The 24,867-nt window shown below is 67.4% G+C and carries 28 protein-coding genes, 1 tRNA gene, 1 pseudogene and 1 riboswitch; of the genes and pseudogenes, 12 read left to right on the forward strand and 18 right to left on the reverse strand.

Annotated elements, in window-relative coordinates; genetic code table 11:
- Positions 1-3: 3 nt before the first annotated feature.
- A complete protein-coding gene (locus ACWDX9_RS02855; protein WP_449948219.1) occupies positions 4-948 on the reverse strand; it encodes a hypothetical protein in 945 nt (314 codons plus the stop codon).
- A 216-nt stretch (positions 949-1,164) separates the two neighbouring features.
- Here ACWDX9_RS02855 and ACWDX9_RS02860 point away from each other — a divergent pair, with 216 nt between their 5' ends.
- Positions 1,165-1,674: a SigE family RNA polymerase sigma factor gene (locus ACWDX9_RS02860; protein ID WP_350732510.1), complete on the forward strand. Its 510-nt coding sequence runs from the start codon at positions 1,165-1,167 to the stop codon at positions 1,672-1,674.
- A gap of 22 nt (positions 1,675-1,696) precedes the next feature.
- On the opposite strand, the gene ACWDX9_RS02865 is transcribed toward ACWDX9_RS02860, so the two are convergent.
- Positions 1,697-2,269: a MarR family winged helix-turn-helix transcriptional regulator gene (locus tag ACWDX9_RS02865; RefSeq protein ID WP_449948398.1), complete on the reverse strand. Its 573-nt coding sequence runs from the start codon at positions 2,267-2,269 to the stop codon at positions 1,697-1,699.
- 109 nt (positions 2,270-2,378) lie between these two features.
- Between ACWDX9_RS02865 and ACWDX9_RS02870 the strand changes: the two genes are divergently transcribed.
- Both ACWDX9_RS02870 and ACWDX9_RS02875 read left to right on the forward strand, forming a co-directional pair.
- Positions 2,379-2,945 carry a YceI family protein gene (locus tag ACWDX9_RS02870; protein ID WP_449948222.1) on the forward strand — a complete coding sequence of 189 codons (567 nt, stop codon included), beginning with the start codon at positions 2,379-2,381 and terminating at the stop codon, positions 2,943-2,945.
- Between the two features lie 162 nt (positions 2,946-3,107).
- Positions 3,108-3,197, forward strand: a tRNA-Ser gene (locus ACWDX9_RS02875).
- 87 nt (positions 3,198-3,284) lie between these two features.
- On the opposite strand, the gene ACWDX9_RS02880 is transcribed toward ACWDX9_RS02875, so the two are convergent.
- From ACWDX9_RS02880 to ACWDX9_RS02905, 6 genes and pseudogenes are all read right to left on the reverse strand, one after another.
- The gene (locus ACWDX9_RS02880) at positions 3,285-4,136 is read right to left on the reverse strand and encodes a tyrosine-type recombinase/integrase (RefSeq protein WP_449948225.1); all 852 of its coding nucleotides are present in this window, start codon (positions 4,134-4,136) and stop codon (positions 3,285-3,287) included.
- Complete coding sequence (locus tag ACWDX9_RS02885; RefSeq protein ID WP_449948227.1) at positions 4,120-4,554, reverse strand: hypothetical protein; 435 nt, start codon at positions 4,552-4,554, stop codon at positions 4,120-4,122. Before ACWDX9_RS02885 ends, ACWDX9_RS02880 begins: the two co-directional genes overlap by 17 nt.
- The gene (locus tag ACWDX9_RS02890) at positions 4,554-4,745 is read right to left on the reverse strand and encodes a helix-turn-helix domain-containing protein (protein ID WP_449948229.1); all 192 of its coding nucleotides are present in this window, start codon (positions 4,743-4,745) and stop codon (positions 4,554-4,556) included. Before ACWDX9_RS02890 ends, ACWDX9_RS02885 begins: the two co-directional genes overlap by 1 nt.
- Positions 4,745-5,962, reverse strand: a pseudogene (locus tag ACWDX9_RS02895) (replication initiator); the annotation flags it as partial. The pseudogene ACWDX9_RS02895 and the gene ACWDX9_RS02890, both read right to left, overlap by 1 nt.
- 490 nt (positions 5,963-6,452) lie before the next feature.
- Positions 6,453-9,668: an FxSxx-COOH system tetratricopeptide repeat protein gene (gene fxsT / locus ACWDX9_RS02900; RefSeq protein ID WP_449948232.1), complete on the reverse strand. Its 3,216-nt coding sequence runs from the start codon at positions 9,666-9,668 to the stop codon at positions 6,453-6,455.
- A gap of 43 nt (positions 9,669-9,711) precedes the next feature.
- Positions 9,712-10,164: a toll/interleukin-1 receptor domain-containing protein gene (locus ACWDX9_RS02905; RefSeq protein WP_449948234.1), complete on the reverse strand. Its 453-nt coding sequence runs from the start codon at positions 10,162-10,164 to the stop codon at positions 9,712-9,714.
- Positions 10,165-11,019: 855 nt separating this feature from the next.
- Between ACWDX9_RS02905 and ACWDX9_RS02910 the strand changes: the two genes are divergently transcribed.
- Positions 11,020-11,223, forward strand: a complete 204-nt coding sequence (locus ACWDX9_RS02910) for a hypothetical protein (protein WP_449948238.1) — start codon at positions 11,020-11,022, stop codon at positions 11,221-11,223.
- A 482-nt stretch (positions 11,224-11,705) separates the two neighbouring features.
- On the forward strand, positions 11,706-12,110 hold the full coding sequence (locus tag ACWDX9_RS02915; RefSeq protein ID WP_449948241.1) for a hypothetical protein: 405 nt from the start codon (positions 11,706-11,708) through the stop codon (positions 12,108-12,110).
- Between the two features lie 164 nt (positions 12,111-12,274).
- On the opposite strand, the gene ACWDX9_RS02920 is transcribed toward ACWDX9_RS02915, so the two are convergent.
- Both ACWDX9_RS02920 and ACWDX9_RS02925 read right to left on the reverse strand, forming a co-directional pair.
- Positions 12,275-12,904, reverse strand: coding sequence for a GNAT family N-acetyltransferase (locus ACWDX9_RS02920; protein ID WP_449948244.1), 630 nt, complete (start codon positions 12,902-12,904; stop codon positions 12,275-12,277).
- Between the two features lie 7 nt (positions 12,905-12,911).
- A riboswitch (SAM riboswitch) is annotated at positions 12,912-13,012 on the reverse strand.
- 197 nt (positions 13,013-13,209) lie between these two features.
- Positions 13,210-14,391, reverse strand: a complete 1,182-nt coding sequence (locus ACWDX9_RS02925) for a L,D-transpeptidase (protein ID WP_449948248.1) — start codon at positions 14,389-14,391, stop codon at positions 13,210-13,212.
- Between the two features lie 266 nt (positions 14,392-14,657).
- Here ACWDX9_RS02925 and pyrE point away from each other — a divergent pair, with 266 nt between their 5' ends.
- The 3 genes from pyrE (at position 14,658) to ACWDX9_RS02940 (ending at position 16,446) form a co-directional block, all read left to right on the forward strand.
- The gene (pyrE, locus tag ACWDX9_RS02930; protein ID WP_449948251.1) at positions 14,658-15,182 is read left to right on the forward strand and encodes an orotate phosphoribosyltransferase; all 525 of its coding nucleotides are present in this window, start codon (positions 14,658-14,660) and stop codon (positions 15,180-15,182) included.
- Positions 15,183-15,285: 103 nt separating this feature from the next.
- Positions 15,286-15,972 carry a hypothetical protein gene (locus ACWDX9_RS02935; RefSeq protein WP_449948253.1) on the forward strand — a complete coding sequence of 229 codons (687 nt, stop codon included), beginning with the start codon at positions 15,286-15,288 and terminating at the stop codon, positions 15,970-15,972.
- Between the two features lie 267 nt (positions 15,973-16,239).
- On the forward strand, positions 16,240-16,446 hold the full coding sequence (locus ACWDX9_RS02940) for a hypothetical protein (RefSeq protein WP_449948256.1): 207 nt from the start codon (positions 16,240-16,242) through the stop codon (positions 16,444-16,446).
- A 5-nt stretch (positions 16,447-16,451) separates the two neighbouring features.
- Here the strand turns inward: ACWDX9_RS02940 and ACWDX9_RS02945 are convergent, their stop codons facing one another.
- The 5 genes from ACWDX9_RS02945 to ACWDX9_RS02965 all read right to left on the reverse strand — a co-directional run bounded on the left by ACWDX9_RS02945 (position 16,452) and on the right by ACWDX9_RS02965 (position 19,808).
- Positions 16,452-17,195, reverse strand: coding sequence for a hypothetical protein (locus ACWDX9_RS02945; protein WP_449948259.1), 744 nt, complete (start codon positions 17,193-17,195; stop codon positions 16,452-16,454).
- Positions 17,196-17,324: 129 nt separating this feature from the next.
- On the reverse strand, positions 17,325-18,728 hold the full coding sequence (gene xylB / locus ACWDX9_RS02950; RefSeq protein WP_449948262.1) for a xylulokinase: 1,404 nt from the start codon (positions 18,726-18,728) through the stop codon (positions 17,325-17,327).
- A gap of 10 nt (positions 18,729-18,738) precedes the next feature.
- Positions 18,739-19,080, reverse strand: coding sequence for a hypothetical protein (locus ACWDX9_RS02955; protein WP_449948266.1), 342 nt, complete (start codon positions 19,078-19,080; stop codon positions 18,739-18,741).
- A 29-nt stretch (positions 19,081-19,109) separates the two neighbouring features.
- Positions 19,110-19,298: a hypothetical protein gene (locus ACWDX9_RS02960; RefSeq protein ID WP_350732537.1), complete on the reverse strand. Its 189-nt coding sequence runs from the start codon at positions 19,296-19,298 to the stop codon at positions 19,110-19,112.
- A 60-nt stretch (positions 19,299-19,358) separates the two neighbouring features.
- A complete protein-coding gene (locus ACWDX9_RS02965) occupies positions 19,359-19,808 on the reverse strand; it encodes a MarR family winged helix-turn-helix transcriptional regulator (protein WP_449948269.1) in 450 nt (149 codons plus the stop codon).
- 63 nt (positions 19,809-19,871) lie between these two features.
- Here ACWDX9_RS02965 and ACWDX9_RS02970 point away from each other — a divergent pair, with 63 nt between their 5' ends.
- A complete protein-coding gene (locus ACWDX9_RS02970; protein WP_449948272.1) occupies positions 19,872-20,381 on the forward strand; it encodes a VOC family protein in 510 nt (169 codons plus the stop codon).
- A gap of 44 nt (positions 20,382-20,425) precedes the next feature.
- Entirely contained in the window at positions 20,426-20,659 is a 234-nt protein-coding gene (locus ACWDX9_RS02975; RefSeq protein WP_185069775.1) for a hypothetical protein, read from the forward strand.
- Here the strand turns inward: ACWDX9_RS02975 and ACWDX9_RS02980 are convergent.
- Both ACWDX9_RS02980 and ACWDX9_RS02985 read right to left on the reverse strand, forming a co-directional pair.
- Complete coding sequence (locus ACWDX9_RS02980) at positions 20,656-21,936, reverse strand: TIGR04013 family B12-binding domain/radical SAM domain-containing protein (RefSeq protein WP_449948275.1); 1,281 nt, start codon at positions 21,934-21,936, stop codon at positions 20,656-20,658. The two genes, ACWDX9_RS02975 and ACWDX9_RS02980, sit on opposite strands and share 4 nt — an antisense overlap.
- Positions 21,937-21,951: 15 nt before the next feature.
- Positions 21,952-22,524 (reverse strand): NADPH-dependent FMN reductase, encoded by a 573-nt coding sequence (locus ACWDX9_RS02985; RefSeq protein WP_449948277.1) that lies wholly within the window; start codon positions 22,522-22,524, stop codon positions 21,952-21,954.
- A gap of 88 nt (positions 22,525-22,612) precedes the next feature.
- On the opposite strand from ACWDX9_RS02985, the gene ACWDX9_RS02990 reads away from it, so the two are divergent.
- Positions 22,613-22,945: a winged helix-turn-helix transcriptional regulator gene (locus ACWDX9_RS02990; RefSeq protein ID WP_357750773.1), complete on the forward strand. Its 333-nt coding sequence runs from the start codon at positions 22,613-22,615 to the stop codon at positions 22,943-22,945.
- 12 nt (positions 22,946-22,957) lie between these two features.
- Here the strand turns inward: ACWDX9_RS02990 and ACWDX9_RS02995 are convergent, their stop codons facing one another.
- Complete coding sequence (locus ACWDX9_RS02995; RefSeq protein ID WP_449948280.1) at positions 22,958-23,452, reverse strand: hypothetical protein; 495 nt, start codon at positions 23,450-23,452, stop codon at positions 22,958-22,960.
- 182 nt (positions 23,453-23,634) lie between these two features.
- Here ACWDX9_RS02995 and ACWDX9_RS03000 point away from each other — a divergent pair, with 182 nt between their 5' ends.
- Entirely contained in the window at positions 23,635-24,759 is a 1,125-nt protein-coding gene (locus tag ACWDX9_RS03000) for a S1 family peptidase (protein ID WP_449948282.1), read from the forward strand.
- Positions 24,760-24,867 lie beyond the last annotated feature (108 nt).

The following is a 24,867-nucleotide window of genomic DNA, read 5'->3' on the forward strand; positions in this document are numbered from 1 at the left end:
CCGTCACCCCAATCCGATCTGAGCGTTGAAACAGCCTTTGACCAGGTCGCCGCCGAGCTCCACGTAGGAGAACGGCGACAGCTCCACCACCCGCCCGCGCGGCGACGTGTCGCACTCGACGCAGCGGTCGCAGAAGCGCCCCGCCACGCACCCGCACGCCACCACGGGAACGTTGGCGTTCCGCTGCGAGCACAGGTTCCTGACCTGGAGCAGCGACCCGACGGCGAGGTACGGCAGCCCGGTGCACGACACGCCGGCGTCGGGGCAGCCGGTGTCGGAGCGCTCCAGCATCGGGTACGCGGCGCCGCGCTCTTCCTCGTCGAACGTGTCCGACCAGGTGGCGGGGCCCGAGATGCGGGACTGCAGCCCGGCGTACGCGGGCGGCGGGGTGGGCACCGCGCGGGCCGGGTAGGGGGGCTGCGAGGTCGCGGGCAACATGGCCAGGCTCGTCCCGTTCTGCCTGATCCCGATCGCGTCGAACAGGTAACCGGGCTCGAACTTGGGATGCCGCACCTGCAGCCGCCCCGACGCCCGGTAGGGGATGACGACCGTGCGGTGGCCCCGGTGCGGGCCGCAGTCGAGCTCGACCGTCAGGTCCCTGCGCCCGCTGATCGACAGGATCGTCCCGGTGATGCGGGTGGTGTCCGCCCAGATGCGCTCCACCACGCGTCCGTCACGCGTACGCATGACGACCATGGAACCCGCGGGGAGGTCGGCGGGCGCGGCGTCCTTCCCGTGCCAGGCGGTGGCCCAGGGGGCGATCACGAGCCGCTCCTCGGCGCCGTCGGGGGTCTCGATGATGATCAGATGCGGGCTGACGTCCTTGATCTCGCCGGCGACGGCGCGTAAAGGCTCCCCATTGTCCGGGTCAGGACCGGGAACGCCGTATTCGCGACCGAGCGCGGCCGCGGCGAGCACCCGACGGCGCTCAACGCTCGGATACCCCATCGGCCCCTCCCTCGTCGGTACTAGATTCACACGACTTGGGCGTAGCTCACACCGTAGCGGCGCAGACGGGATCAAAATACGCATCCCCGGGGAAGTGAGATGACACCCGGCGTCGAACAAACCGCCACCGACCTTGACCTACCTTTATCGTCGGCGGGCCGAAACCTGAATTCTGGTTCAGGCTCAATAGAGCATCAGGCTGCGATTCTGGCCACGATGCAGACCACCGGTTGGGAAGACGAGTTCCGCGAGTACGTGAGGGCGCGCGGTCCTGCTCTGCTGCGCGCGGCCCACCAGCTCACCGGACACCCGCTGGACGCGGAGGATCTGCTGCAGAACGCGCTGACCAAGACGTACCTGGCCTGGGACCGCATCGAGGACCGGGGGGCGCTCGACGGGTACGTGCGGCGGGCCATGGTGAACATCAACATCTCGCAGTGGCGGCGGCGCAGGCTGGAGGAGTATCCCTCGGACGATCTGCCCGAGGTGTGCTGCACCTCCGAGGAGCCGCACGGGGACGTGCACGAGCAGCTGGAACAGGCCTTGGAGGAGCTGCCGGAGCGGATGCGGGCGGCGATCGTGCTGCGGTATTACGAGGACATGACCGAGCCGGAGATCGCCAGGACGCTGGGGATCAGTGTGGGGACGGTAAAGAGCACGGTGTCGCGCGCGATGGCCAAGCTCAGGAACGCGCTGGGCCTTCCATCGCACGGGCACGGCTCATGACCTTGGATCTACGACCTCGGCCTCATGGGGCTTCGGCTTGCACGCTCATGGCGGCTCGCCCCGGGGCTGCGGCTTCTTCCGGCTGGTGTGCGGCCATCTCCGCGCACGCTGCCGCGGCCTGAGCCCCAGTCGCCCCACTTGCCCCTGCGGTGGCGCAGGGCCGTACCACGTCCCTGATCTTCCGCAGCGTGGCCAGGAACGTCTCCAGCTCCTCCGCGCCCAGCAGCCCGGTGAACCAGTCGTCGATGTCCTGCACGTGCTGCGGCAGCACGGACTCCAGCCGCGCCCGCCCGGTCTCGGTGAGTACGGCGTAGGAGGCTCTGCGGTCGCTGGGACACGCCTCCCGGGTCACCAGCCCTTCCCGCTCCAGCCGGTCGACGACCCTGGTCACCCCGCTCGTCGACAGCTCGGTCTGCGCGGCCAGATCGCTCATCCGCAGCCGCTGTCCCGGGGAGCGGCCCAGCCGGAGTACGGTCTCGAAATCGATCTCCGACAACCCCGCACCGCCGAGCACAGGCTGAAGTCTGGCCAGCAGCCCCCCATGCACCTCCGTCAGAAGCCCAACGGCCGTCAGCCGGTGGTCGTCAAAGTTCATCACCCTCATAGCGTAACCGACGATAGTTGACGCGCGGAATATTCCTCGTGTAGAAATTTGTTGCCGCAGACATCCGCACAGCAACGAACCCCAACCGAGGAGAACCCCGATGACCACCACCCGCACCTGGGAGTCCCTGACCATCCCCGCCGCCGGCACCTACAACTTGGACGTGGCTCACACCCGCATCGGTTTCGTGGTCAAGCACATGATGGTCAGCAAGGTCCGTGGCCACTTCGGCTCCTTCAGCGGCTCGGTCACGATCGCCGAGAACCCGCTCGACTCGACCGCCGAGCTCACGATCCAGGCCGACAGCATCGACACCGGTGTCGCCGACCGCGACGGCCACCTGCGCAGCGACGACTTCCTGGCCACGGAGAAGTTCCCGGCGATCACCTTCAGGAGCACCCGCGTGGTCGGCCACTCGGGCGACGAGTTCACCGTCGCCGGTGACCTGACCGTCCGCGACGTCACCAAGGAGGTCGAGCTCACGGTCGAGTACGGCGGCGCCGGCACCAACCCGTGGGGCGCTCCGGTCTGGGGCTTCTCGATCACCACGGAGTTCGACCGCGAGGAGTTCGGCCTGACCTGGAACCAGGCCCTGGAGACCGGCGGCGTCCTGGTGGGCAAGAAGGTAAAGATTGAGATCGAGGGCGAGGCCAACCCGGCCGCGTAACCCGGTTATCCACAGCCCCGAAGCCCGTCCACGCTCTGGGCGGGCTTCATCCACAGGCAGTTACCCACAGGCTGTTGATAACTCTTGGCGAAGGATGGGGATCAATCACTTTGCCGCCTCGCCAGAAGGCCGGTACGCTGTCCTGAGCCGCGAAGGCTTCCAGGAGGATTCGCCTAGTCAGGTCTATGGCGCCGCACTGCTAATGCGGTTTGGGTTTACCGCCCATCCGGGGTTCAAATCCCCGATCCTCCGCAGGTGAGAGGCCCTCTTCCCGAGTACGGGGAGAGGGCCTTTTGATCTCTGTGGGCGTCAGGGTTGCAGTTTGGGTTGCAGTTGGCCTCAGGGCGATCCCCAGAGGGCGGCGCCCATGCGCTCACTGGCGTCCTTCATCTGGAGGGTTGCCACGTGGGTGTAGCGCTCTGTGGTGGTGACCCGGGTGTGGCCGAGGATCTCTTGGACGACGCGGATGTGGACGCCTTGCTCTATCAACAGGGTCGCCGCGGTGTGCCTCGCATCGTGAACCCTTGCGTCCCGGACGCCGGCCTGCTTGAGGATGGACTTCCACTGCTTCCAGTCCTCCGTACGCTCGATCGGGCCGCCGAGCTTCGTCGTGAAGACCAGATCATGATCTGTCCACCTGTCCCCAACCCTCAGCCGTTCTACGGCCTGGAGCTTCTTGTGCGCCCGTAGGAGGGCCAGGAGCGCCGGAGGGCACTGGAGAGTGAGCCTGCTCTTGCCCTTGCGTTGCCGAAAGACGAGCCCGCCGCCCGTACGCTTCGGGCACTTGTCCGCATGACTCGTACAGTCCTTCGGGCATGGTCGCTTGCAGCATCGATGGGAACGCTTCTTGCAGTCGGGCTTGCACTCAGGTTCGTGCCGGTGCTGCTTGCAGTTTTTCCTACAGGCTGTCCGGTGCCATTTCGCTCCGCAGGTGTGTGGATCGTCGCAGCCGTGCTGCCACTCCGCCCGCTGGATCTGGAACCACGCCCTGATCTCTCCGGTCTCCAAGTTGACGTACGACCAACGGAGTCCGAGGGCCTCGCCCTGGCGGATGCCGAGTGCGAGGGCGACCGACCATCGGGCGCCATTTCTCTTGTTCTTGGCTACGTCGAGGATGCGCCGTGCCTCCTCCCCGGTCAGCGGTTCGATCTCTGTCGTGGTGGCGGAGGGAGCATCAATCAATGTGGCCACGTTGCGGGTGATGCGACCCCGCCGAACGGCGATCGTCAGGGCACGGGACAGGATCCGGTGGACCTTGAGCACGCTGCTGGAGGAGAGGCACGATCCAATTCCTCGTCTTGGATCGGTAGTCCGTCAGCGTGCGCGGCGCCATTTTCTCGGAGAGGACCAGGCGCTCGCAGATCACATCGAGGAACTCCGCCATCCATTCGGCGACGGTTGGAGCACGGCCCGCCTTGCTCACGCGCCCTGACTCTCGCTGGTTCTCCAGCTCGCGGACCTTGCGCGTCACCTCCGCCTCTGTCTTGCCCTTACGGTGGCGGCGATCAGGTGACCCGTCCGGCTTGATGCCGACTGTGACCCAGCCGTGCCACAGATCGTCCTTGCCGAGGAAGATTGATGAGCGCCCGTTCGGCTTTCGATTGGTCATCACGCCACCTCCACCGCCGACTGAGCCTCAAGGGCACGGGCGTAGTCCACGAGCGCGGCTGCCGGGATCAGCCGGTATCCGTCGTGCTTGATCGATCGGAGTTCACCCGACTTGATGAGCCGGAACACGGCCGTACGGCTCATGCCGAGGACGGTTGCCGCATCCTTGGGGCGGTAGAACAGGCGCTCCATCAGGCGGCCTCCCCTCGAATTGCCGAAAGATCTTGCCCGTCTGCTTGGGCTTGGAGTTGGGCCATGTGCGTTCGCCAGCGTTGGCGTTCGGCTACGGTGCGCAGGAGGCGTACGGCGAGTGGTGGCACATTGGCGTCTCCGGCCGGGACGGGCTTCCAGATGTAGCGGTGTGGGTCGGTGGGTTCGTCGGCTTGGCCGAGGGCTTCCAGGACCCAGGTGCGGCGGTCCTGCTTGTGCTCGGCGAGTGTCTTGTTGGACCACTTGCGGGAGACCAGGACGCGGCGTCCGGCGTAGCCGAGGTGTTCGGGCTTGTGCGCCTTGGATCGGCACCGGCCGGGAGCCATTCCGGCTTTGGCGCCCTTGGGCTGGACGCCGTAGCGCAGCCAGTTCGGGCAGGTCGGCGAGCACGGCTCGTAACGCAGCGCATCGACCATGCGCGCGGCGTGCTCACGCCGGGCCTGGCCGCCGTCGAGGGTCTCGCCGATGGACTTGGTCAGGTACTTGGACAGATATCGGATGCACTGGTCAGCATCCGGAGTACCGGCGAGAACACCCTGCACGTCCACCTGATCGCCGAAGCGGATCACGTGGAGCGGCTCGGCGTCGTCATCAAGGGCGTCGAGAGCCTCGTCCCAGGTAGGCAGGACCTTACCTGTGACCGGGTCGAGATAGCCAGCCTCTTCGTTCCACACCGGCAGTTGATCGCCCTCGAAGCGCACTTCGTCGGCTTGAGGCCACCACACCTGGTGATACGTGGCCGCGGCAATCTGCTTGATCTCCGCGCGTGGCAGGGTGCCCCGAATGGCCATATGCAGATGCGGAGCGAGCCGCTTCTGAGGCTCCACCGAGGCGAAGTACTGGACGTCATAGCCCGCGACCCGGCGCAGGTTCTGCACGAAGCGATCCACGAGCTTGGAGAAGTGGAGCGCGTCCCGAGCAGCACGCCGGTAGTCGTAGGCGTCGGGATCGATCGGGACGCCGTCACGGACCTTGCCGTAGCTGGGCAGGGTGAGCGTGACGAACAACGACGGCCGGTAGGTCTTGCCGTCGGCGCTGGTGAAGGTGCGTCCAAGGGTGGTGTTGGTCATCTTGCGCTTGGGCAGGTCGGGTGCGTCCTGCCGACGCCGGGTCGAGCGGGTGCGCTTGGGCACCGCGGATCCGGTGACGCTGCCCCGCATGCCAGCGGCGTTGATCTCGTCATCGAGGCCGGACAGGACACCCCCGGCCCTCCGCCCGCCCGCCGTTCGGGCGTGCGGCCTGGGGGCCGGTCCCGGACGGCGGCGGGACACCGGGCCGGGCGGCATCACACGCGATCGCCGTACTGAGCGAACGGCTCTGCCGGGTTGCCGCGCCGTCGCACGGAGGCAGCCCCCACGATCGCCACTGCGGGGCTGACGTCGTAGATTGCTGGGGGCGATCGACGGTCCGAGGCCTCGTTCCTCAGCCCCGGCCCACCGAGTCAAGTGGTACCGCATCGCACGATGCTCAGGTTCTGGGCGCGGTGTTTACAGGGTGATCACAGCAGATTCGTCCCTGTGGCCAACCTTCACCACTCGACGCGGTTGCCCCTCAATGAGGAGCAGTGGTCGAGGCGATCCTGGTCCGCAAGCCGCGGGACGTGCCTGGGATCAACGGGCTCCCGAGCAGACGGACGCTTGTGGACGAGACGGCGTGAAGCTCAGCACAATTGGTCCCATCGCGCACAGGCTATTTCTTGCGTTTTGACGGGCGGCGATTGGCTGGTTTGCCTCCGCCAAAAAGGAACTGCTTTATGCGATCCTTGATGCTCTTCTGCTCTCCGCTCAGCCGGTTAGGCGGCTCCTTCGATAGCCAGGAGAGGTTCTCAATGACGATTGTTCTCTTCCTGCTCGCTTCATGAGGCGAGTCAAGGATAGACACCAGCTTCCAAGCAATCTGCGACGTGACCGTGTTCTTCTTGCCGTAGGCCCGTTGACTGGTAGTGAGGGCATTGAAGAGTAGGGAGTGCGCTTTCGCCGTTTCGCCTTGTGCGTTGAGGGTGGTGGCGAGGTTGGCGATCGTGTTGAGGGTGCGCGGGTGTTCGTCGCCGAGGAGCCGGCGGCGGGCGTCGAGGACCTGTTCTTGGAGGGTGCGGGCGCGGTCGTGCTCGCCTTGGGCGTTGAGGGTGGCGGCGAGGTTGGCGATCGCGTCGAGGGTTTGCGGGTGTTCGTCGCCGAGGAGCCGGCGGCGGGCGTCGAGGACCTGTTCTTGGAGGGTGCGGGCGCGGTCGTGCTCGCCTTGTGAGTTGAGGGTGGCGGCGAGGTTGGCGATCGTGTCGAGGGTGTGCGGGTGTTCGTCGCCGAGGAACTGGCGGCGGGCGTCGAGGACCTGTTCTTGGAGGGTGCGGGCGCGGTCGTGCTCGCCTTGTGAGTTGAGGGTGGTGGCGAGGTTGGCGATCGAGTTCAGGGTTTGCGGGTGTTCGTCGCCGAGGAGCCGGCGGCGGGCGTCGAGGACCTGTTCTTCGAGGGTGCGGGCGCGGTTGTACTCGCCTTGTGCGTAGAGGGTGGTGGCGAAGTTGGCGATCGCGTCGAGGGTGCGCGGGTGTTCGTCGCCGAGGAGCCGGCGGCGGGCGTCGAGTACCTGTTCTTCGAGGGTGCGGGCGCGGTCGTACTCGCCTTGCGCGTAGAGGGTGGCGGCGAGGCTAGCGATCGCGTTAAGGGTGTGCGGGTGTTCGTCGCCGAGGAGCCGGCGGCGGGCGTCGAGGACCTGTTCTTCGAGGGTGCGGGCGCGGTTGTACTCGCCTTGCGAGTGGAGAGTGGTGGCGAGGTTGGCGATCGCGTTGAGGGTGTCCGGGTGTTCGTCGCCGAGGAATCGGCGACGTGTTTTCAGTACCCGCTCCTCTAGGATGCGAGTTCGTCGGTACTGTCCGGCGCTATGGAGGAGAGTTGCCTGGTAGGCCGAAGCCGTGACCGTCTCGAGGTCCTCAGCACCAAGGACCGCGGTGAATGCCTCGACGAGCTGATTTTGCAATTGAGTGGCCTGCGTCCATTGACCTCGTATATAAAGGGCCTCAACGAAATCTCGGCCAGCGCGCAGCGTGTCTACATGGTCCTCCCCGAGCTTCCGCATTCTAACCTGGTAGACCTCCTCTTGCGCTTGCAGCGCCCCGTGATGGTCGCCTTGACTCAGCAGGATCAGCCCCTGGGTGTTGCGGCAGCGGAGATACTCGGGGGCGTCAGCGGGAAGCTGCCTGGCCGACGTCAGAGCGTCCTCGACGACCGCAGTCGCCTGGTCCGACCGTCCCCGGGCCAGGAGATATCGCGCGACCCGGTCCAGCAGGTCGATCGTTCCCGTGATGTCGACGCGGAGCCGTCGAGTATGTTGTGCGCTTGCGAGAGCGTGGGCGAGCATAGTTTCGCAGGTTGGCCAAGACGGGGGATCCTGTACCTCATGGGGAAACGCGGTGCTCATTGTCGCGAGCGCATATCCTGCCCAGCGGGGCTCTTCCGCAGCGAGTTCGGACCGGGTGACGGCTTGCACCATTCGATGGATCGACATGAGGCCGTCACCGGTCTTTGCCAGGGAGTACTCCCGGAGGGCCTGAGTGGCCCTAGTACGGAGGAACGGGTTCGCCAGCGCCTCGGTCAACTCGGCAGGCAAGCCCGATACCGGAACGATCCGGTCCAGTGGGATCGCCTCGGCCCCGAGGAACGCGGCCAGGCGGAACAGGGCCACGGCGGCCGGGGACTGGTCGGCTAGGCGGTCGAAGGATACTCGCCATGTGGAGGCGATGGTCGCCTGATGGTTTCCGGTTCGTCCCTGCACGAACAGTTCTGGCGACTGCTTGTGGAGTTGGTTGAGGTAGTCGGTGGCGGCCATTCCGTCCGCGATGACGCTCGCCGCCTGTGCAAGCGCCAGAGGCAGGCACCCCAGGGCTACCGCCAATTCCCTTGCCGTGTTAGTGCTGGCTATACCTCCCCATTGCCGCAGATATTCCACTGCGGCGGGGACGGGGAGAACATCCAGGTTCCGGGGTTCCGCATGGGGCCATTCCGACCGTCGGGAGGTGATGAGCACATGTCCTGTGTGTCTCTCTGGAAGCAGCGGCAAGACCTCATCAGGGTCCTCGGCGTTGTCGAAGATCAGCAGCCAGTTTTTCCGGCGACGTAGTGCCTGACGAAGCGCTGCTATCGCCTGGTCATCCTTTTCGAACGGCAGATCCAACTCAGTGGCGAGCTCGGCGTAGTCTCCTCGCAATGTGGTCGGATCCTCGGCCCGTACCCACCACACCAAGTCGTACGCACCGCCGTGTCGGAGAGCGTATTCGACGGCAACCTGGGTCTTGCCCAGCCCACCCAGGCCGGTGATCGCCTGGATAGCGGAGGTCGGTCGGTCCGCTCGTAGGGCGCGATACAGATCCGCCATCATGTCGTCGCGTCCAATAAAACGAGGGTCCGGGAGGTGTCCGCGAAGTTGGCAGATCTCCTGCTCGGCCCCGGGGAACCGAACTTGCTTCGCGGGCCGGTTAGGGAAGCCGGCTCGTGGGACCCGCTCCGCGCGCTCCTCCACCGCGGCCAGCAGGCGGCGCCGGGCCTCATCCTCGTCCACGCTGCGGAGGTCGATCGGTACGAGTGCCCCTATCGATGGCGGAATATCGTCTTCGGCCTCGTCCACCCGGACGGGAATCAGGGCTCGTTCTTTGCCCTGAAGTCCTTGGTACTGAGCGGCGGTGCGGGCGGCCACCTCGGCGTCATGCCTGGCGGAGATGACGTGGAGGGTGTGGTGGCAGACGGATAGTGCCTCATCGATCTTGTCGAGAAGGTTATGCCCAGGCCGGAAATCCCACGCCTTGAGGATTACTCCGTAGCCAGCGTTTTCCAGTTCGAACGCGATCCACTCCGCCCACTGCACGTCGGCGTCCGCATGACTGATGAAAAATTGTCTGGTGTATCCGGTATCAGACAAAGAATCTCCTGTGCTCCGCCGCCTGGCCTGCTTCTACGGGGGATCAACGGTTGGTAGTGCCTGGGAATCGGGGATCCCGCGGGGACCGGTTCGCTGAGTCGGCGACTCCGGTTAGCAGTCGATGGCGAGCCTCGTTCTCCTCTGCGCCTACCAGGTCGACGTAGACCAACGGACCGAGCAGCGGCGCCACGTCGCATTCGCCAACCCTGATCGGAATGAACCGGCGCGTTTCCCCGAGCAATGTCTGGCGATAGGCCGCTGTCCACTCCGCTCGGGTGAAGAGAGAGGTGAGATAGTGGGACGAGAGTACGCCAAGAGTGCGTCTGCAGGTTGCCAAGGCTTGATCCATCGCTGCCATAAAGTTGTCCCCGGGGCGGAAATCCCATACCTGAATAGTCGTTGTGTATCCGGCGGCCTCAAGCGTCGCGGCGATCCACGTCGCCCAGTCCTCATCCTTCCCGTTATATGTAATGAAGAAATCGTTCGACTGGCTCACAACTGAACCGTCCTTCGCGATGGTGCCTCCAGTGAGGCCGGTATGAACTGCTCAACTCTACGCCAGGCGAGCAGGCAGCACAGCGATGTAGTCAATTTCCGCAATACATGTCACTGAACATCCGAATTCCGGATTAAGTGACTGCCGAAAAGATCTGGCTCGCCGTGCTGCGTGTTGGTGGAGATCAGATGGAGGTGAGGGCAGGCGGGTGCTGTAATCGAGGCGGCGCCGACCGCATGTTGCCCGTTGACGGGCGCAGTTGACGTTGCTGATTGGCGCGTCCGGCGACAGCGCGGGTTCGATTCCCGACGACCGCTGCGCTCCACCAGGGATAGTGGCTGACGAGAGATCGGCGAGCAGGAGTCGGCGAAACACAGGTACTGAACGGCGACTGCCTGCTGCTCAGACAGGCTGGGGTTGCAGTTTGGGTTGCAGTTCACGGTGGTTTCAGCTCGTTCGGGGAAGACCGCGTGGTGGCATTGGTCCAGGGGGAACTGTCCTGAACGGCCACGCCCAGAGCTGCTAATGCGGTTTGGGTTTACCGCCCATCCGGGGTTCAAATCCCCGATCCTCCGCAGGTGAAAGGCCCTCTCCCGTAGTTGGGGAGAGGGCCTTTTTCGATCTTCTATGGGCAGCGGGTTGCAGACACTCGGCGAGATATGGCGCAGCTTCGTCTCGCTGCTCTCCGGCTCGGGCACGCCTCATAGGTCATCTCGGTCTGGTCGGCCCACAGCAACACCACCGTCACCGAGAGCTGCTCGCCCCGTGTTCCTGGAAGGGCGCATGCATTGGATCTTTCCTGAGCGAAGATGCATGGAACATCATCCGTAGCCTCACCCAACCGAAGGATGGTCGTTGAAGCGCAGCAGCGGAACTCGCCGTAGTGGTGCTCGTAGTCTCGTCCTTCTCGGCTGGTTGTTCCTCGTTGTGGCCGGCTGGGTCGTTCTCACCGGAACAGGGGGCGATGCGACCACAGCGGTGATCGCGCTGGTGGGCGTGGGGCTGGGGTTTCTCATCACAGCCGTCGTGCTGGCGATCGAGGACCTTGACCGCCACTGATCAGGGAGACCCCAGAGGGCGTCTTTCATCTGGAGGGTGTGGCGCGCCCGGTGGTGGTCACACGGATGTGGCCGAGGATTTCCTGAACGCCTTGCTCGATGAGGAGGGCAGTGTTGGCATGGGCGTCCCGTACGACGGCCTGCTTGAGGATGGACTTCCGCTGATTTCGGTCCTCCGTGCGCTCGATCGGGGCCGCCAAGCTTCGTGGTGAAGGCCAGATCATGATCGGTCCACCTGTTCCTAGCCTTGAGCCGTTCCGCGGTCTGGGCCTTCTTGCGCCCGTAGGAGCGCGGCAGGCAGTGTCCCGGGGGCGATCGGGTCGGATGCTGTGCCGGTGTCAGCCGCCGTGTCAGCACGCCAACCGCCCGGTATCAGAGCGGTCGGCGACAGTGAATGCACAGAGCGCGAACCGGGGCACGCCCAGCTCGCCCCCGCCTCTCGTGGAAGCCCATTTCATAACAGAGCCAAGGGAGTACGCCACCATGTCCATCACCCTTTCCGACCAGGACAAGCTCACCCTGCGGACCGCCGCGTGGGGTGCCGTCTCCCTGATGTCCGCCGCTGGTGCCGCCGGCTCGGCCCACAAGGTCGCCGCCGAAGGCTCCATCGCCCTGACCTCCGCGACCGGCCTGGTCGGGCACGTGCTCACCAAGGCGCCCAAGGGAGTGAAGTACGGCAAGTCCGTCGCCGACCTGGCCGACCTGGTGCTGCCGGCCCTGACCGCATCCATGAGCCTGCTCAAGCAGCAGGATCCGGCCGAGGCCGACAACTTCCGCAGCACCGTCAGCGTCGCCCTCGAAGCAGCCGCCCGTACCCACCAGGGCCGGCCCAGCCCCACCCTGGCCGAGATGACCCGCAAGATCACCGCAGCGCTCGACGCTGCTTGATGGGATGTCAACCTCGTGTCGCGGGGTCCACTCCGGACCCCGTGACAAGGCGGCGTGATGGGTCAGGCACGGGTCGAGCCCCGCCACCGGGTGGCCAGGCTGGTGGGGCCGAACTTACTGACAGGTCGTGTTCAGGTGCTCAGGGGCGCCTCACCGCACCCATCTCAGAGGGCCGGCGAACGGGAGCTCACGGCGGTGAGGCGGGCTTGCAGTACCTGTTTGACGGTAGGCCATTCGGTGGCGACCACTGCGAACATGGCCGAGTCGCGGACCTTGCCCTCCTCGCCGTGCGCCCATGACATGGACCAGGCGCGCAGCACGCCCTCGAAGGGGATGCCGAGTCGTTCCAAGGCCCGGCGGCAGCGATGGTTGCGGGCGTCGGTCTTCAGGTCGACGCGGGCGACGCCGAGCACGTCGAACGCGTAAGACAGCAGCAACAGCTTCGCCTCGGCATTGATCCCGGTGCCCTGTGCCGAGGCGGCCAGCCAGGTGAAGCCGATCTCGATCGCGCGCAGGTCCGGCCGGTCCGGCCACCTGCGAGGATCCCACAGGCCGGTGCATCCCACCGCCTTGCCGTCGGTGAGCCGAACCTGCGCGAATGGGGTCAGCCCGTCGCGGGCGAGCTGGGCCGCCAGGTAGTCCGGTATCTCGCGAGCGCGAGGCACCAGCGTGAAATCGTAGGACGACCGATCCTCCTCGGCCGCCTCCGCGAGATCCGCCGCGTGCCGCATCGCCAGCGGCTCCAACCGCACCAGATCGCCGGAAAGGACAGGAACATCAAGCCGCACGCTCATCAGCTCTCCCTCATCGTTCCTGGCATTGGCACCTTTCCCGCGGATTGCCCGCTGGGGAGGTTGCCGGACCGTCACAGGGCCAGGTCCCTCAGATCCTCTGGATGAACTACCGAGTCGAGATCCTGCCCGCACAGACGGACACCGTCAATTCGCCTTCCATAGACGGCGCTTGAACGGGGCAGATGAGCTCTCTGGAAGAGTCGCACCCAATGTGGGAAGTGTGAGAGGTGGACACACCTGGCACGGTCTGGCCTTAAGACTCATGGCGGCCAGGCGTCGGGAGTGCTCACCACCAGCGGCTAACTCTAGGCGTTGATCGACTTGCCGAGGGCGCTGTCCGCGAGCCAGTCATCCCATGACTTCGCCCACGGCGTCGGCCCGTTGCCGAACTCGAGCTTCCGCGACGTCCCCGTGACCTCGATGATGTCTCCCCGCTGCGTGAAGTTGTAGAACCAGCGGGCGTTGGCCATGCTGGCGTTCACGCAGCCGTGGCTGACGTTGCTGTTGCCCTGCGCGCCGGTCGACCAGGGGGCGGCATGGAAGAACATGCCGCTGTAGGTCATCCGGACATTCCACTTGGTATGGGCGTAGTACTCGCCGGGCCTGCCGATGGTGGCCGAGTCCATGAGGGTCGACGCGGCCTTCTCCTGGGCGATCATGACGCCGGACCAGCTCTCGTCGCCCTTCTTGCCCAGGCTGACCGGGATGGCCTTGACGACCTTGCCGTTCTCCCGCACGACCGCCCGGTGGGTGGCATTGCGGATCTTGGTGATGTGCTCGTCGCCGACGGTGAACGTCAGGCTGCGGTCCCTGGTGCCCCACAGGTCCCGGCCCGCCCGCAGTCCGGCCAGGTGCGCGACCACCGTGACCTTCTCGCCGACCGGCCAGTACTCGCGCGGCCTGAACTGGACCTCGCGGTCGCTCACCCAGCTCCACGCGCCCTCGACCGGCTTCGACATCCGTACCTCGAGCGACTTCTCGACCGCGGCCCGGTCGCTCCTGGCGGTCACGGGGCGCGACAGAAGGAGCTGGACGGGCATGCCGACGCCGACCTTCTCGCCGTCCAGCGGGGACATGCCGCTCTCCAGCACTCGCTTCGGCTTGAGCGTGGTGAACGTGGCCCGCGCGGTGACGGGCTTGCCGTCCGTGCCGGTCGCCTGCGCGCTCACCGTGTACGCGGTCGAGGGCTGCAGCGGCCACGTGGGGTGCCACGTCCCGTTCGCACCAAGAGTTCCGCGTACCTCATGCCCCTTGGCGTCGGCGACGGTCAGCTTGGTGACCTTGCCGTTGGTGGCCTTGACGCTGACCCCGGCGTCCGGGGGCACCTTCTTCGTGCCGTTCGCCGGGGTGATCGACAGCTTGGCTGCGAGGGCCCGCTCCTGCGGGCCGGCGGGCGGTGGTGGGTTCGAGCCACCCGAGGTGCAGCCTGCGGTCAGCAGCAGTGTAGCCGTGAACGTACTGACGAGTATGGTTCGGCCGTTCCGCATCGTCGATGCCTCCACTCCCCGACAAAATAGGCATCTTTCGGACAAGACGGCCTATTAGCGATACGGAGAGCTATATGCCCATAACTGTTGGTAACAATGCAAAAGTGCCTTGATCGATGCGGCAGGTTGCGAGGCAGGCGTATCCAGAGGGTGTCTGCGAGATCGAGGAGTGGGACTTCGGGACGTGGCACCCGCCCACCATGAGGTGAGGCTGTTCTTGCTTCTCGGCTGTGTGGGCGGTCCTGCCTCTGGGAGACTGGGTGCCTGTGACGCGCTCTGACCTGGCTCGCAGGATTCATGCCGCCGCCCACCTCACCGGCCACTTCGTGCTGCGCTCAGGACGTACCGCCACCGAGTACTTCGACAAGTACAAGTTCGAGGGTGACCCCGTTCTGCTGGATGACATCGCTCGGGCGATGGCGCCCCTGGTCCCGGGGGACGTCGAGGTGTTGGCCGGGCTTGAGATGGGCGGGATTCCGGTGGTCACCGCGCTTGGCCGGCACACCGGTCTGCCGTGCGCGTTCGTCCGTAAGCAGGCCAAGACGTACGGGACCTGCCGACTGGCCGAGGGCGCGGATGTGGTGGGGCGGCGGGTTCTGGTGGTTGAGGACGTTGTCACCAGCGGTGGCCAGATCGTCCTGTCCACTGCTGAGCTGCGGAGCCTCGGGGCCCAGGTCAGTGAGGCATTGTGCGTCATTGATCGCGAACAGGCGGGTGCGGCGGCGCTGGCCGCGGAAGGCATCAGGCTTTCGTCGTTGTTGACCGCGATCGACCTGCGCATGACGGACTGATCCGCCGGGCCCATCGACAAGGGCCTCTCTTTACGATCGTCGCCCGTCCGGGCAGGTAGAACAAGACTGTTTCTTTGGTCGGTGCCGTCGCCATGCTGTAACCGTGAACGCCACAAACAGCGAGGTCTGGGATCCGTTCGGCACCTTGCACAACGCCCTGTGGATCGGAGGGGGACAATGGGCCGGCAAATCCACCGTCGCCAGGCTGCTCGCCACCCGGTACGGGCTGACCGCCTATCACTACGACTATCACGACGCACGTGCGCACAATGACCGTCGGATCGCCCGTCGCGTGCGGCTTGGCGAGCCGATCGCGGACCCTGAGCCGGACGCCGTCTGGGTGAACAGCAGCCCTCAGAAAATGGCCGACGAGATCCTGGCCGGGTTTCCCGTGCGGTTCGAATGGGCTCTGGATGACCTGCGTGGCCTGGTTTCGGGGCGGCCGGTCGTCGCCGAAGGCTGGGGGCTGCGTCCCGAACTGGTCGCTCCCATCATCGACTCAACCTGGCGGATGATCGTCATGGTGCCGAGCGAAGAGTTCCGCCGGCGCCAGGTTCGCGAGCTGCCCCGGGCCGCCGCAGTCGATCACCAAGTCAGCGATCCTGATCGAGCACAGCGCAATCGACTCGCCCGAGACCGACTCGTCGCCGATGAGGCCGTTCGTTCCGCTCGTCGTTTGGGCATCCGGGTTCTGGAGGTGGATGGGGCCGCTGATGCGGAGGCTGTGGCGGATATCGTGGCCGACCACTTCAGTTCCTATCTGCCGCTTGCGAACGTCTACGGGTCTTGATGACGCCGCTGGGTTGCACGCGTTCCTGGAAGCAATGGCGTGACCGTGCCCGTGGTGGTCTCGGTGATGCCGATCCCGGAGATCGTGGCGGCCGTCGGCTCGTAGCCGTGTTGACGTTCATCGCTGCCGGCTCTGGGGCCGCCGCTGGCCGAACTGGCCCGTGCCGTCCGCCCCGGTGGGCATGTGGTGCTGTCGGACATCCATCCGCTGTCGCTGTATCTGGGAGGCGTGCCGAGGGTGGCGGGACAGGACGGGAGCGTACGAGCCATGCCGGCCAGCCGGTTCCTGGCCAGTGACTACATCAACGCCATCCACGAGGCAGGGCTGCAGATTGTGGCCTGTCACGAACCTCGGTGGGGCGAGTCGCCCGGCGGGCACGGTGGTCCTCTCGCCCAGCGGTGGTGTTCGGAAGCGGCGGCGGTGGCCTATCAGGACACTCCCGCCTTGATCGTCTGGCATCTCCGCAGGCCCTGACCCGCTCACCAACTCAGTGCCTTCGGCCGGCTGGTCGTGGTGGGCAGCCGGTCACGGAGCATCCGGGCGCCGAGCGGGACCAGGGCCACGCAGAGCAGGCCGGTGACCAGCACGTCGGGGATGGAGGAGCCCTTCAGCACGCCCATCCACGTACCTCCTGCCAGCAGCAACATCACGGCGCGGGCGGTGCCGAAGAGGCCCGAGCGCCAGGCGGCGATGGCCAGCAGCAGCGAGCCCGCGTACTGGCCGACCGAGGCCCAGACCGGTACCCGCCACGGTCCGTAGGAGATGTCCACATACTCCTTCATGGTCGCGCTCGTCGCCTGGTCCAGGCCGATGGCCTCGGTGAGCTGGAAGGCGGTCTGGTCGGCGCCGGCGAAGTACAGGCGGGCGAACAGGCCGATGACCAGCAGCGTGGCGCCCCACTGGGCGAGGTGGCCGCCCACCTGCTGGGCCAGGGCGACGAAGGCGGGGAAGAGCAGCAGCGCCCCCAGCGCGAACACCGCGTAGGAGAGGGTGAGCAGGGCGGGTGCCGACGTGTGGGCGAGGAGCTGGCCGAAGGCGGCGAAGGGCTGTGCCTCGGCCCAGGCCTGCTGCTGAGGGGTGAGGGCGGTGGCCGTGCTCAGGTAACGCAGCAGGTATCCGGCGCACATGATCATCGGCCCCACGATGAGCGTCACGCCGCCGATCCATCGTCCGGGGAAGGGAGTGGCCATCGGGGCGCCGGTGAGAGAGGAGGGGGTGTTCATGGGAGCGAGCCTGGCGCCGCCGAGGTGGGCCCGTCATCGGCCGATGGTCAACCGGCGCCCCTGTCGAAAGTCAGGGGCGCCGGGCAGGCGACCGGCAACAAGCCGGACAGGCGTCCGGAAACGAAGGAGTCAGTCGAGGATGTGGGTGGTGGCGCGGGTGTAGCGGTCGCGGATCGAGGGGACGGCGTCCCCTTCGTACGTCTCCGTCTCCTCCGACCGCCAGTCCGGCGTGGTGACCAGCGTGGCGGCCTGGTACGCGGCGCCGTTGGCGACGTACTCGGCCGGCGGCGGCACCGTGATCGGGACGCCGAAGATCGTCGGGGCGATGCGGCGGACCGCCTCGGAACGGGCCGCGCCGCCGATCAGCAGCACCCGCTCCGGCTTGGTGCCCAGCGCGTCGAGGGCGTCGGCGAGGCCGCACAGCATGCCTTCGATGGCCGCCCGCGCCAGGTGGGCGGGGGTTGAGGTGGCCAGGGTCAGCCCGTGGACGGAGCCCGTCGCGGTCGGGCGGTTGGGGGTGCGCTCGCCCTCCAGGTACGGCACCAGCGTCAGCCCGTCCGCCCCCGGCGGGGCCTGGAGAGCCAGATCGCTCAGCGCGTCCAGGCTCACCCCGGCGATGCGGGCGGCGGCGTCCATGACGCGGGCGGCGTTGAGCGTGCACACCAGCGGCAGGAACCGACCCGTCGCGTCGGCGAAGCCGGCCACCGCGCCCGTCGGGTCGGCGCTGGGCGACTCCGCGACCGCGAACACGGTGCCGGAGGTGCCCAGCGACACCACGACGTCGCCGGAACGGGCGCCCACGCCGAGCGCCGCCGCCATGTTGTCGCCCGTGCCGGGGGCGATCAGCGCCGCGCCCCCTTCGTACGCCGCCTCGTCCGGCCCCAGCACGTGGGGCAGCAGGGGGATCGAGCCGAACGCCAGCTTCAGCAGATCTGTCCGGTACGTGCCCGTCGACGGCGACCAGTAGCCCGTGCCCGAGGCGTCCCCCCGGTCCGTGGCGAGCCGGTCGAGCGGCGGCACCGGGGAGTCGGCCGAGAAGGTCCCCGAGGCGAACGCGCCGGCCAGGCGCCAGGAGAGCCAGTCGTGCGGCAGGCAGACGGCCGCCGTACGGGCCGCGTTGTCCGGCTCGTGCTCGGCCAGCCAGCGCAGCTTGGTCACCGTGAACGAGGCGACCGGCACCGACCCGACGGCGGTGGCCCAGGCCTCCGGCCCGCCCAGCTCTGTCACGAGGTCGGCGGCGGCCTGTGCGGAGCGGGTGTCGTTCCACAACAGGGCATCACGTACGACATTTCCGGACTCGTCCAGGCAGACCATGCCATGCTGCTGCCCGCCCACGCTGACGGCGAGCACGTCGTCCAGCCCGCCGGCGTCCTCGATGGCCCGCAACAACGCGTCCCACCAGTGCGACGGATGCACCTCCGTGCCGTCGGGATGCGGCGCGCGGCCCTGCCGGACCAGCGCGCCCGTCTCAGCGTCACGAATGACGACCTTGCAACTCTGCGTCGAGGAATCGACCCCAGCGACCAGCGTCACCCATGAACTCCTAACAAGTGCTCCAGCGCAAGCTGGTTGAGATGCGTGAAATGGTATCCAGGCGCGGCGGCGACGTTCGGATCGAAGTCGTCGGAGGCGCGATCGGCCGGCGTCCCACCGCGGTTGAGCGTGGGCAGGCCGAGCTCCTCGACACGGTAGGCCAGCCCGGTTTGGCAAGCGCTTTCCCGAAGGCCGCGATCGCCCGGTCGCGATCGGGCTGGGCGGCCGGCAGGTCGTCGTCGTGGAAGGTGACGTCATGGGCCCCGAGTTCGGCCACCACCGGATCGAGCGGCTGCCGGCCCACCGTCCACGGACCGAAGGTGAATCGGTCTTCAGGGGTTGGCTCGTCCATGTCTCGATGCTCCCCTGGCGATCAGCTGTTCACAAGCCCGAGGGATCACGTCCCACGCTGATCTCCTCGGCGATCTTGCGGATCTCCGCCACCTCGAGGCCCGGAGCCTTGGGCAGGTGGCGCAGCAACGCCTCCATCACCACGGGCACGGGCTGGCCGGCGAACCGTCCCGCGATGCCGTGGACAGCCCTGAACAGCGCCTCATCGGTGTCGTGCATCGGCCTCTCCTTGTTCGGGTACGCGGAGAAACCTACGGCCTCGGCACGACACTTCGCTCGCTACCCCTCCAGCGTGTTCCGCACTGCGCCGCAAATCTCGTCGAGCCGGCGTACCTGCTCGGGCGTCAGCACGTCGAACAGGCTCCGCCGTACCTCCTCGACGTGTCCAGGCGCGGCGGCGGCCAGCGCGGCGAACCCGGCGTCCGTGAGCACCGCGAAGCTGCCGCGCCCGTCGTCGGGGCAGCGCTCGCGGCGGACCCACCCGCGCTCCTCCAGGCGCGCCACGGCGTGCGACAGCCGGCTCTGCGAGCTCTGCGCCCTGGCGGCCAGCTCGCTCATCCGCATCGACCGCCCGGGCGCCTCGGAGAGCGCCACGAGGATCATGTAGTACGTGTGCGGCATGCTCGCGTCCCGCTGGAGCTGGCGGTCGAGCGCCTCGTTGATGAGCTGGGTCGCCGCCAGGAAGTTCCGCCAGGTGTGCTGTTCGTCCGCATCCAGCCATCTCGTCACGGTCCCAATTTAGTTGAACTCTCATATACTTGAGACGGGACTCCGCCCGGAAAGGGGCACATCATGCCTGTTCAGCGACTCAACCACGCGGTCCTTTACGTCCGCGACGTGGAACGCAGCGTCGGCTTTTACCGCGAGGCCCTCGGCTTCGACGTCGTGATGGGCATGCCGGGCGCCGCCTTCCTGCAGGCCCCCGGCTCGACGAACGACCACGACCTGGGCCTGTTCCAGATCGGCCCCAAGGCGGACCCGTCCCCGGCCGGCAGCACGTCCGTGGGCCTCTACCACCTGGCGTGGGAGGTCGACACCCTCGACGAGCTGGAGCGGGTCGCGGTCAAGCTGAGCGAGCTCGGCGCGCTGGTCGGCTCGTCCGACCACGGCACGACCAAGGCGCTGTACGCGAAGGACCCCGACGGGCTGGAGTTCGAGGTGTCGTGGCTGGTGCCGGCCGCGCAGATCACCGACGAGGTCCTCGCCGCGCGCTCCAGTATCCGCCCGCTCGACCTGGCCGCCGACAAGGAGAGGTACGGCGCCCAGACCCGAGGCGGAGTAGGCGTGTCCATCCCCGTCTGAAGTACCGTAGGTGTGATACGACCCTTCTTTCACGGGGAACGGTCATGCCAAGCGATCCTGACCACGTGCTCGACGCCATCGACGGTGTCGTCGACGAGTGGGAGACGCTGAGCGCGGACGCCATGCGCTGGTCGCCTCCCGAAACCAAGAGTCCCGACTTCCTGACCGAGGTGACGGAGATCTTCGGTCCGCTGGTCAACGCGTTCGCGCAGGCGCTGCGTCCCGTCAGTGACGCGTTCGAGCGGGTCATGCACACCTTCGACGACGACGATCACTAGCCGGTGCGCCGGCGCCGTGCCCGGCGCGGGTAGGCCTTGGCCGTCTCGGCCAGCCGTACGGCGTGTTCGGCCTGCTTGCGCCAGTGCCCGTAGGCGTCGCCGCGCTGCGCCAGCCGGTCCAGCTCGCTCATGGTCGCCAGCGGGATGAACGCGGGCTCGGCGTCCCGCCACGGCGTGCCGGGCAGCGGCATGAACGTGTGGGTGTGGATGCGGGCCCCCAGCTCGGCCAGGTCGGAGGCGAGCTTCAGCGACTGCTCCTGGTCCTCCTCGGTCTCGCCCGGCATGCCGAAGATGAAGTCGACGTTCGGCCGGAAGCCGTGCTCGACGGCGATCCTGACGGCGTCGCGCACCGGTGAGGTGTCGTGGCCGCGGCCCGAGGCGGCCAGCACCTTGTCGGAGCCGGACTGGGCGCCGATGATCAGGTTGTCGTTGGCCACGTAGCGCTTGAGCATGCGCATGGCCTCGGGGCTGACGTGCTCGGGCCGTACCTCTGAGGGGAAGCTCCCGAAGAACACCCGGCCGCGCGGCGGCAGCTCCTCCTTGACCCCGGCCAGCAGCTCCTCCACCTTGCCCAGGTCGGGATCGGGCCCGGGGGAGCCGTACGAGAGCGAGGTCGGCGTGATGAAGCGGATGTCGCGCAGGCCCCTGTCGACCATCCCGCGCACGTGCTCGCGCACGCTGGCGACCGAGCGGTGGCGGAACTGCCCGCCGAACATGAACGGCGTCTGGCAGAAGCGGCAGGTGTAGCGGCAGCCGCGGGTGATCTCGATCGGCCCGTTCCTGCCCACGAAGGAGGGGAACGCGTCGAGCGGCAGCTGCGGCGCCGGCCTCGTGCGCAGGGCGACGCCGTCGGCGTCCTTGATCGCCAGCCCCGGCACCGAGGTGAGCGGCTCGTCCTGCTGGAGCGCCCGGACGAGGGAGATGATCGTGGTCTCGCCCTCGCCGATCCCCGCCAGGTCCCAGCCCGCGTCGATGACCTGCTGCGGCTCGGCCGTGGCGTGCACGCCGCCCGCGATGTGCAGCCCCCGGCCGCCGCTCAGCGACCTGACCGTGGCCAGCTCGGCGGCCATGGCCTCGGCGTCGGGCGAGTAGAACGACCAGAGCACGAGCACGCGGTCGGCCCGGCTGGCCGTGATGTGCTCCGCGGTCTCCTCAGGGGTGGTGCCGAGCCTCAGCTCGTGCTCCACCCCGGCGCTCTCCAGCGCGGCGAGCAGCGCGTGCACGCCGTACGTCACCGCCTTGCGGTAACGGACCACCACACCTACAGCCAGTGCCACGTCCGGCAGCGTAGCTCAGGCGACGCGCATCGAACGCAACGCGCCGGTCAGCTTAACCAGCTCGGCGAGCATGGCGTCGGCGGCGGAGTCCATGACGTCGTTGGCGTGCACCTTGCCGTCCTCGCCGATGAACTGGGAGTAGAACGGGATGTTCACCGCCTCCAGCACCGGGATCATCCGCAGCGTGCTGGTGACCTGGCGCAGGCTGTTCGCGGCGCGGGTGCCGCCGGAGACGCCGCCGTAGCTGACGAACCCGGCCGCCTTGTGCTGCCACTCGTGGTGCAGGTAGTCGAGGGCGTTCTTCAGCACGGCGTTGAAGCTGTGGTTGTACTCGGGGGTCACGAACACGTACGCGTCGCCCCGTTCGACGGTGGCGCTCCACTCCTTGGTGTGCGCGTTCACATACTGCTTGAGCCGGGGGTGGTTGGGCTCGTCCAGGAACGGCAGCGCGACCTCCGCCAGGTCGATCAGCTCGACCTCGAACAGTCCCGACTCCACGGCCTTGCCGTGGAACCACTCGGCGATGGGACGTCCGGCACGGCCGGGACGGGTGCTGGCGACGACGATCTGCAGGACCGGCTTGCCCATGGCATGCTCCTTCACTCAGGCGGTGTAGCTACTCAACATTATTGAGCTGCTACATATTTCTGAGCAAGCGGGGGGTAGGATTTGTGGCATGAGTCTCGATTCGGTCTGCGCGCGCTTCCACATCGCCTTAGAGCTGATCGGCGCCCGGTGGTCGGGCGCGGTGATCCACATGATCTTCAAGGGCGCCCACCGGTACGCCGACCTCAAGGCGGCCATCCCCGGCATCAACGACACGATGCTGGCCCGGCGGCTGCGCGAGCTGGAGAGCGCCGGGCTCATCGAGCGCCGCGTGCTGCCCACGTCGCCGGTGCGCGTCGAATACCACCTGACCGAGATGGGGCAGGAGCTGCGGCCGGTGCTGGACGAGCTGGTGACCTGGGCGCACAAGTGGATCCCGCTGCCGGAGGCCAAGTCCGCCTGACGATCCCGGTCCTCAGCGGTGGGAGGACGGGATCCGCTTGGGCAGCGGCGGCGGCCCCGGGGCCTCCTGCGGGGGCTGAGGCGGCGGGGGCGGGTCGGTCCTGGCCGCCCGCCAGCGCGAGGGGAAGAGCGAGGCGGTCAGCAGGATGCACCCCGTGGGGAGCGACCAGGTGTAGAGCAGGGCCATGTAGCCCTCGAGAAACCGGCTCGGCACGTCGTCGAACCCCATCCGGTGGTCACCGCCCAGAGCCATGCGCACCAGCGCCGCTCCGATGAGACCCAGGAAGGCCAGGCCGGGCAGCAGCGAGGCGAGCGGCGAGATCCTCGACCCGGCCAGTACTCCGATGAGGACCACCGTCCCGACGAACACGGCCGGCACGACCCAGTCGACGGTCATGGCCGCCGTCTGGCGATAACGCGCGACCCCGATGATGAAACCGGTTGCAATGAGCGGGGTGGCCAGCAGTCCCGCGCCGGCGCCGAGCAGATGGCGAACACCGTTTCGCAAAGAGAACACCTCCAGCCACGGGACCATAGCGACCTGCTACGCCGCCCACCTTTAAGGCGATAAATCGGGCTATGGCACCGGTGTCCGAAACCCCCCATAACACCGAAATAGAGGCTCTTTGGCATGCTGGCAGGCGCCTTAGCAACCGTTAGCTTGACAGCACCCCCACCCGAGGAGTGCACATGTCGAGTAAACGCTGTGCGTTGGTTGGTGGCGTCATCCTCGCCGCCTGCCTGGCCACCCCCCTCAGCCCCGCAGCAGCCGACCCGGCGCCTCAATCCGCCTCCCCATCCCTTCCCCCGTCCGTCGTGGACGCGCTCGAACGGGACCTCGGACTCTCCGAGCAGCAGGTCAACGCCCGCCTGGCCAACGAGGAACGCGCCGCGTCCACGCAGGCCACGCTCACCTCCCAGCTCGGCGCGTCGTACGGCGGGGCCTGGCTGAACGACGACGCCTCCAAGTTCCTGGTCGCCACCACCGACCCCAACGCCACCGGCACCATCAAGGCGCAGGGCGCCGAGCCGGTCGTGGTCGCGCGCTCGCTCGCCCAGCTCGACGCGGTCGTGCAGCAGCTCGACCAGGCGCCGAAGAAGGCCCAGGCCGGGGCGGCGCTCTGGTTCGTGGACGTGAAGACCAACAGCGTCGCCATCCAGGCGCCCACGGTGGAGGCCGCCGAGGCCCTGGCCAAGGCCGCGGGCGTGGACAGGAGCGCGGTCAGCGTGGCGGCGACCGCCGAGCGGCCCGTGCCGCTCATCAACATCATCGGCGGCGCCCCGTTCTACATCGGCTCCAGCCGCTGCAGCGTCGGCTTCTCGGTCACCAGGGGCAGCACCCCCGGCTTCGTCACCGCCGGGCACTGCCGCGTGGCCACCAACACCACCAACCCGACGGGCACCTTCCAGGGCGCGTCCTTCCCGGGTAACGACTACGCGTGGGTCGCCGCTCCCGGCAACACCGCGCAGCCGTGGGTACGCGGCTCCGGCGGCGCGAACGTGATCGTCCGCGGCTCCACCCAGGCCGCGGTGGGCTCGTCCATCTGCCGCTCCGGTTCGACCACCGGCTGGCGCTGCGGCACCATCCAGCAGCACAACGCCACGGTCACGTACCCGCAGGGCACCGTCACCGGCCTGACCCGCACCAGCGCCTGCGCCGAGCCCGGCGACTCCGGCGGCTCGTTCATCTCGGGCAGCCAGGCCCAGGGCGTCACCTCGGGCGGCTCCGGCAACTGCTCCGTCGGCGGGACCACGTACCACCAGCCCGTCAACGAGATCCTGAGCGTCTACGGGCTCACCCTCCGCACAGGCTGACCTACGGCGCCGAACTCCGCGCGGCACGCCAGGCTGGGCGCGCCGCGCGGAGGTTTTTTTGCGTTCAGCGATGAGTTCTCCCGCCCTGTCCGGTCTGTCTGATGGAAA

The organism is Nonomuraea sp. NPDC003201, assembly GCF_053590415.1.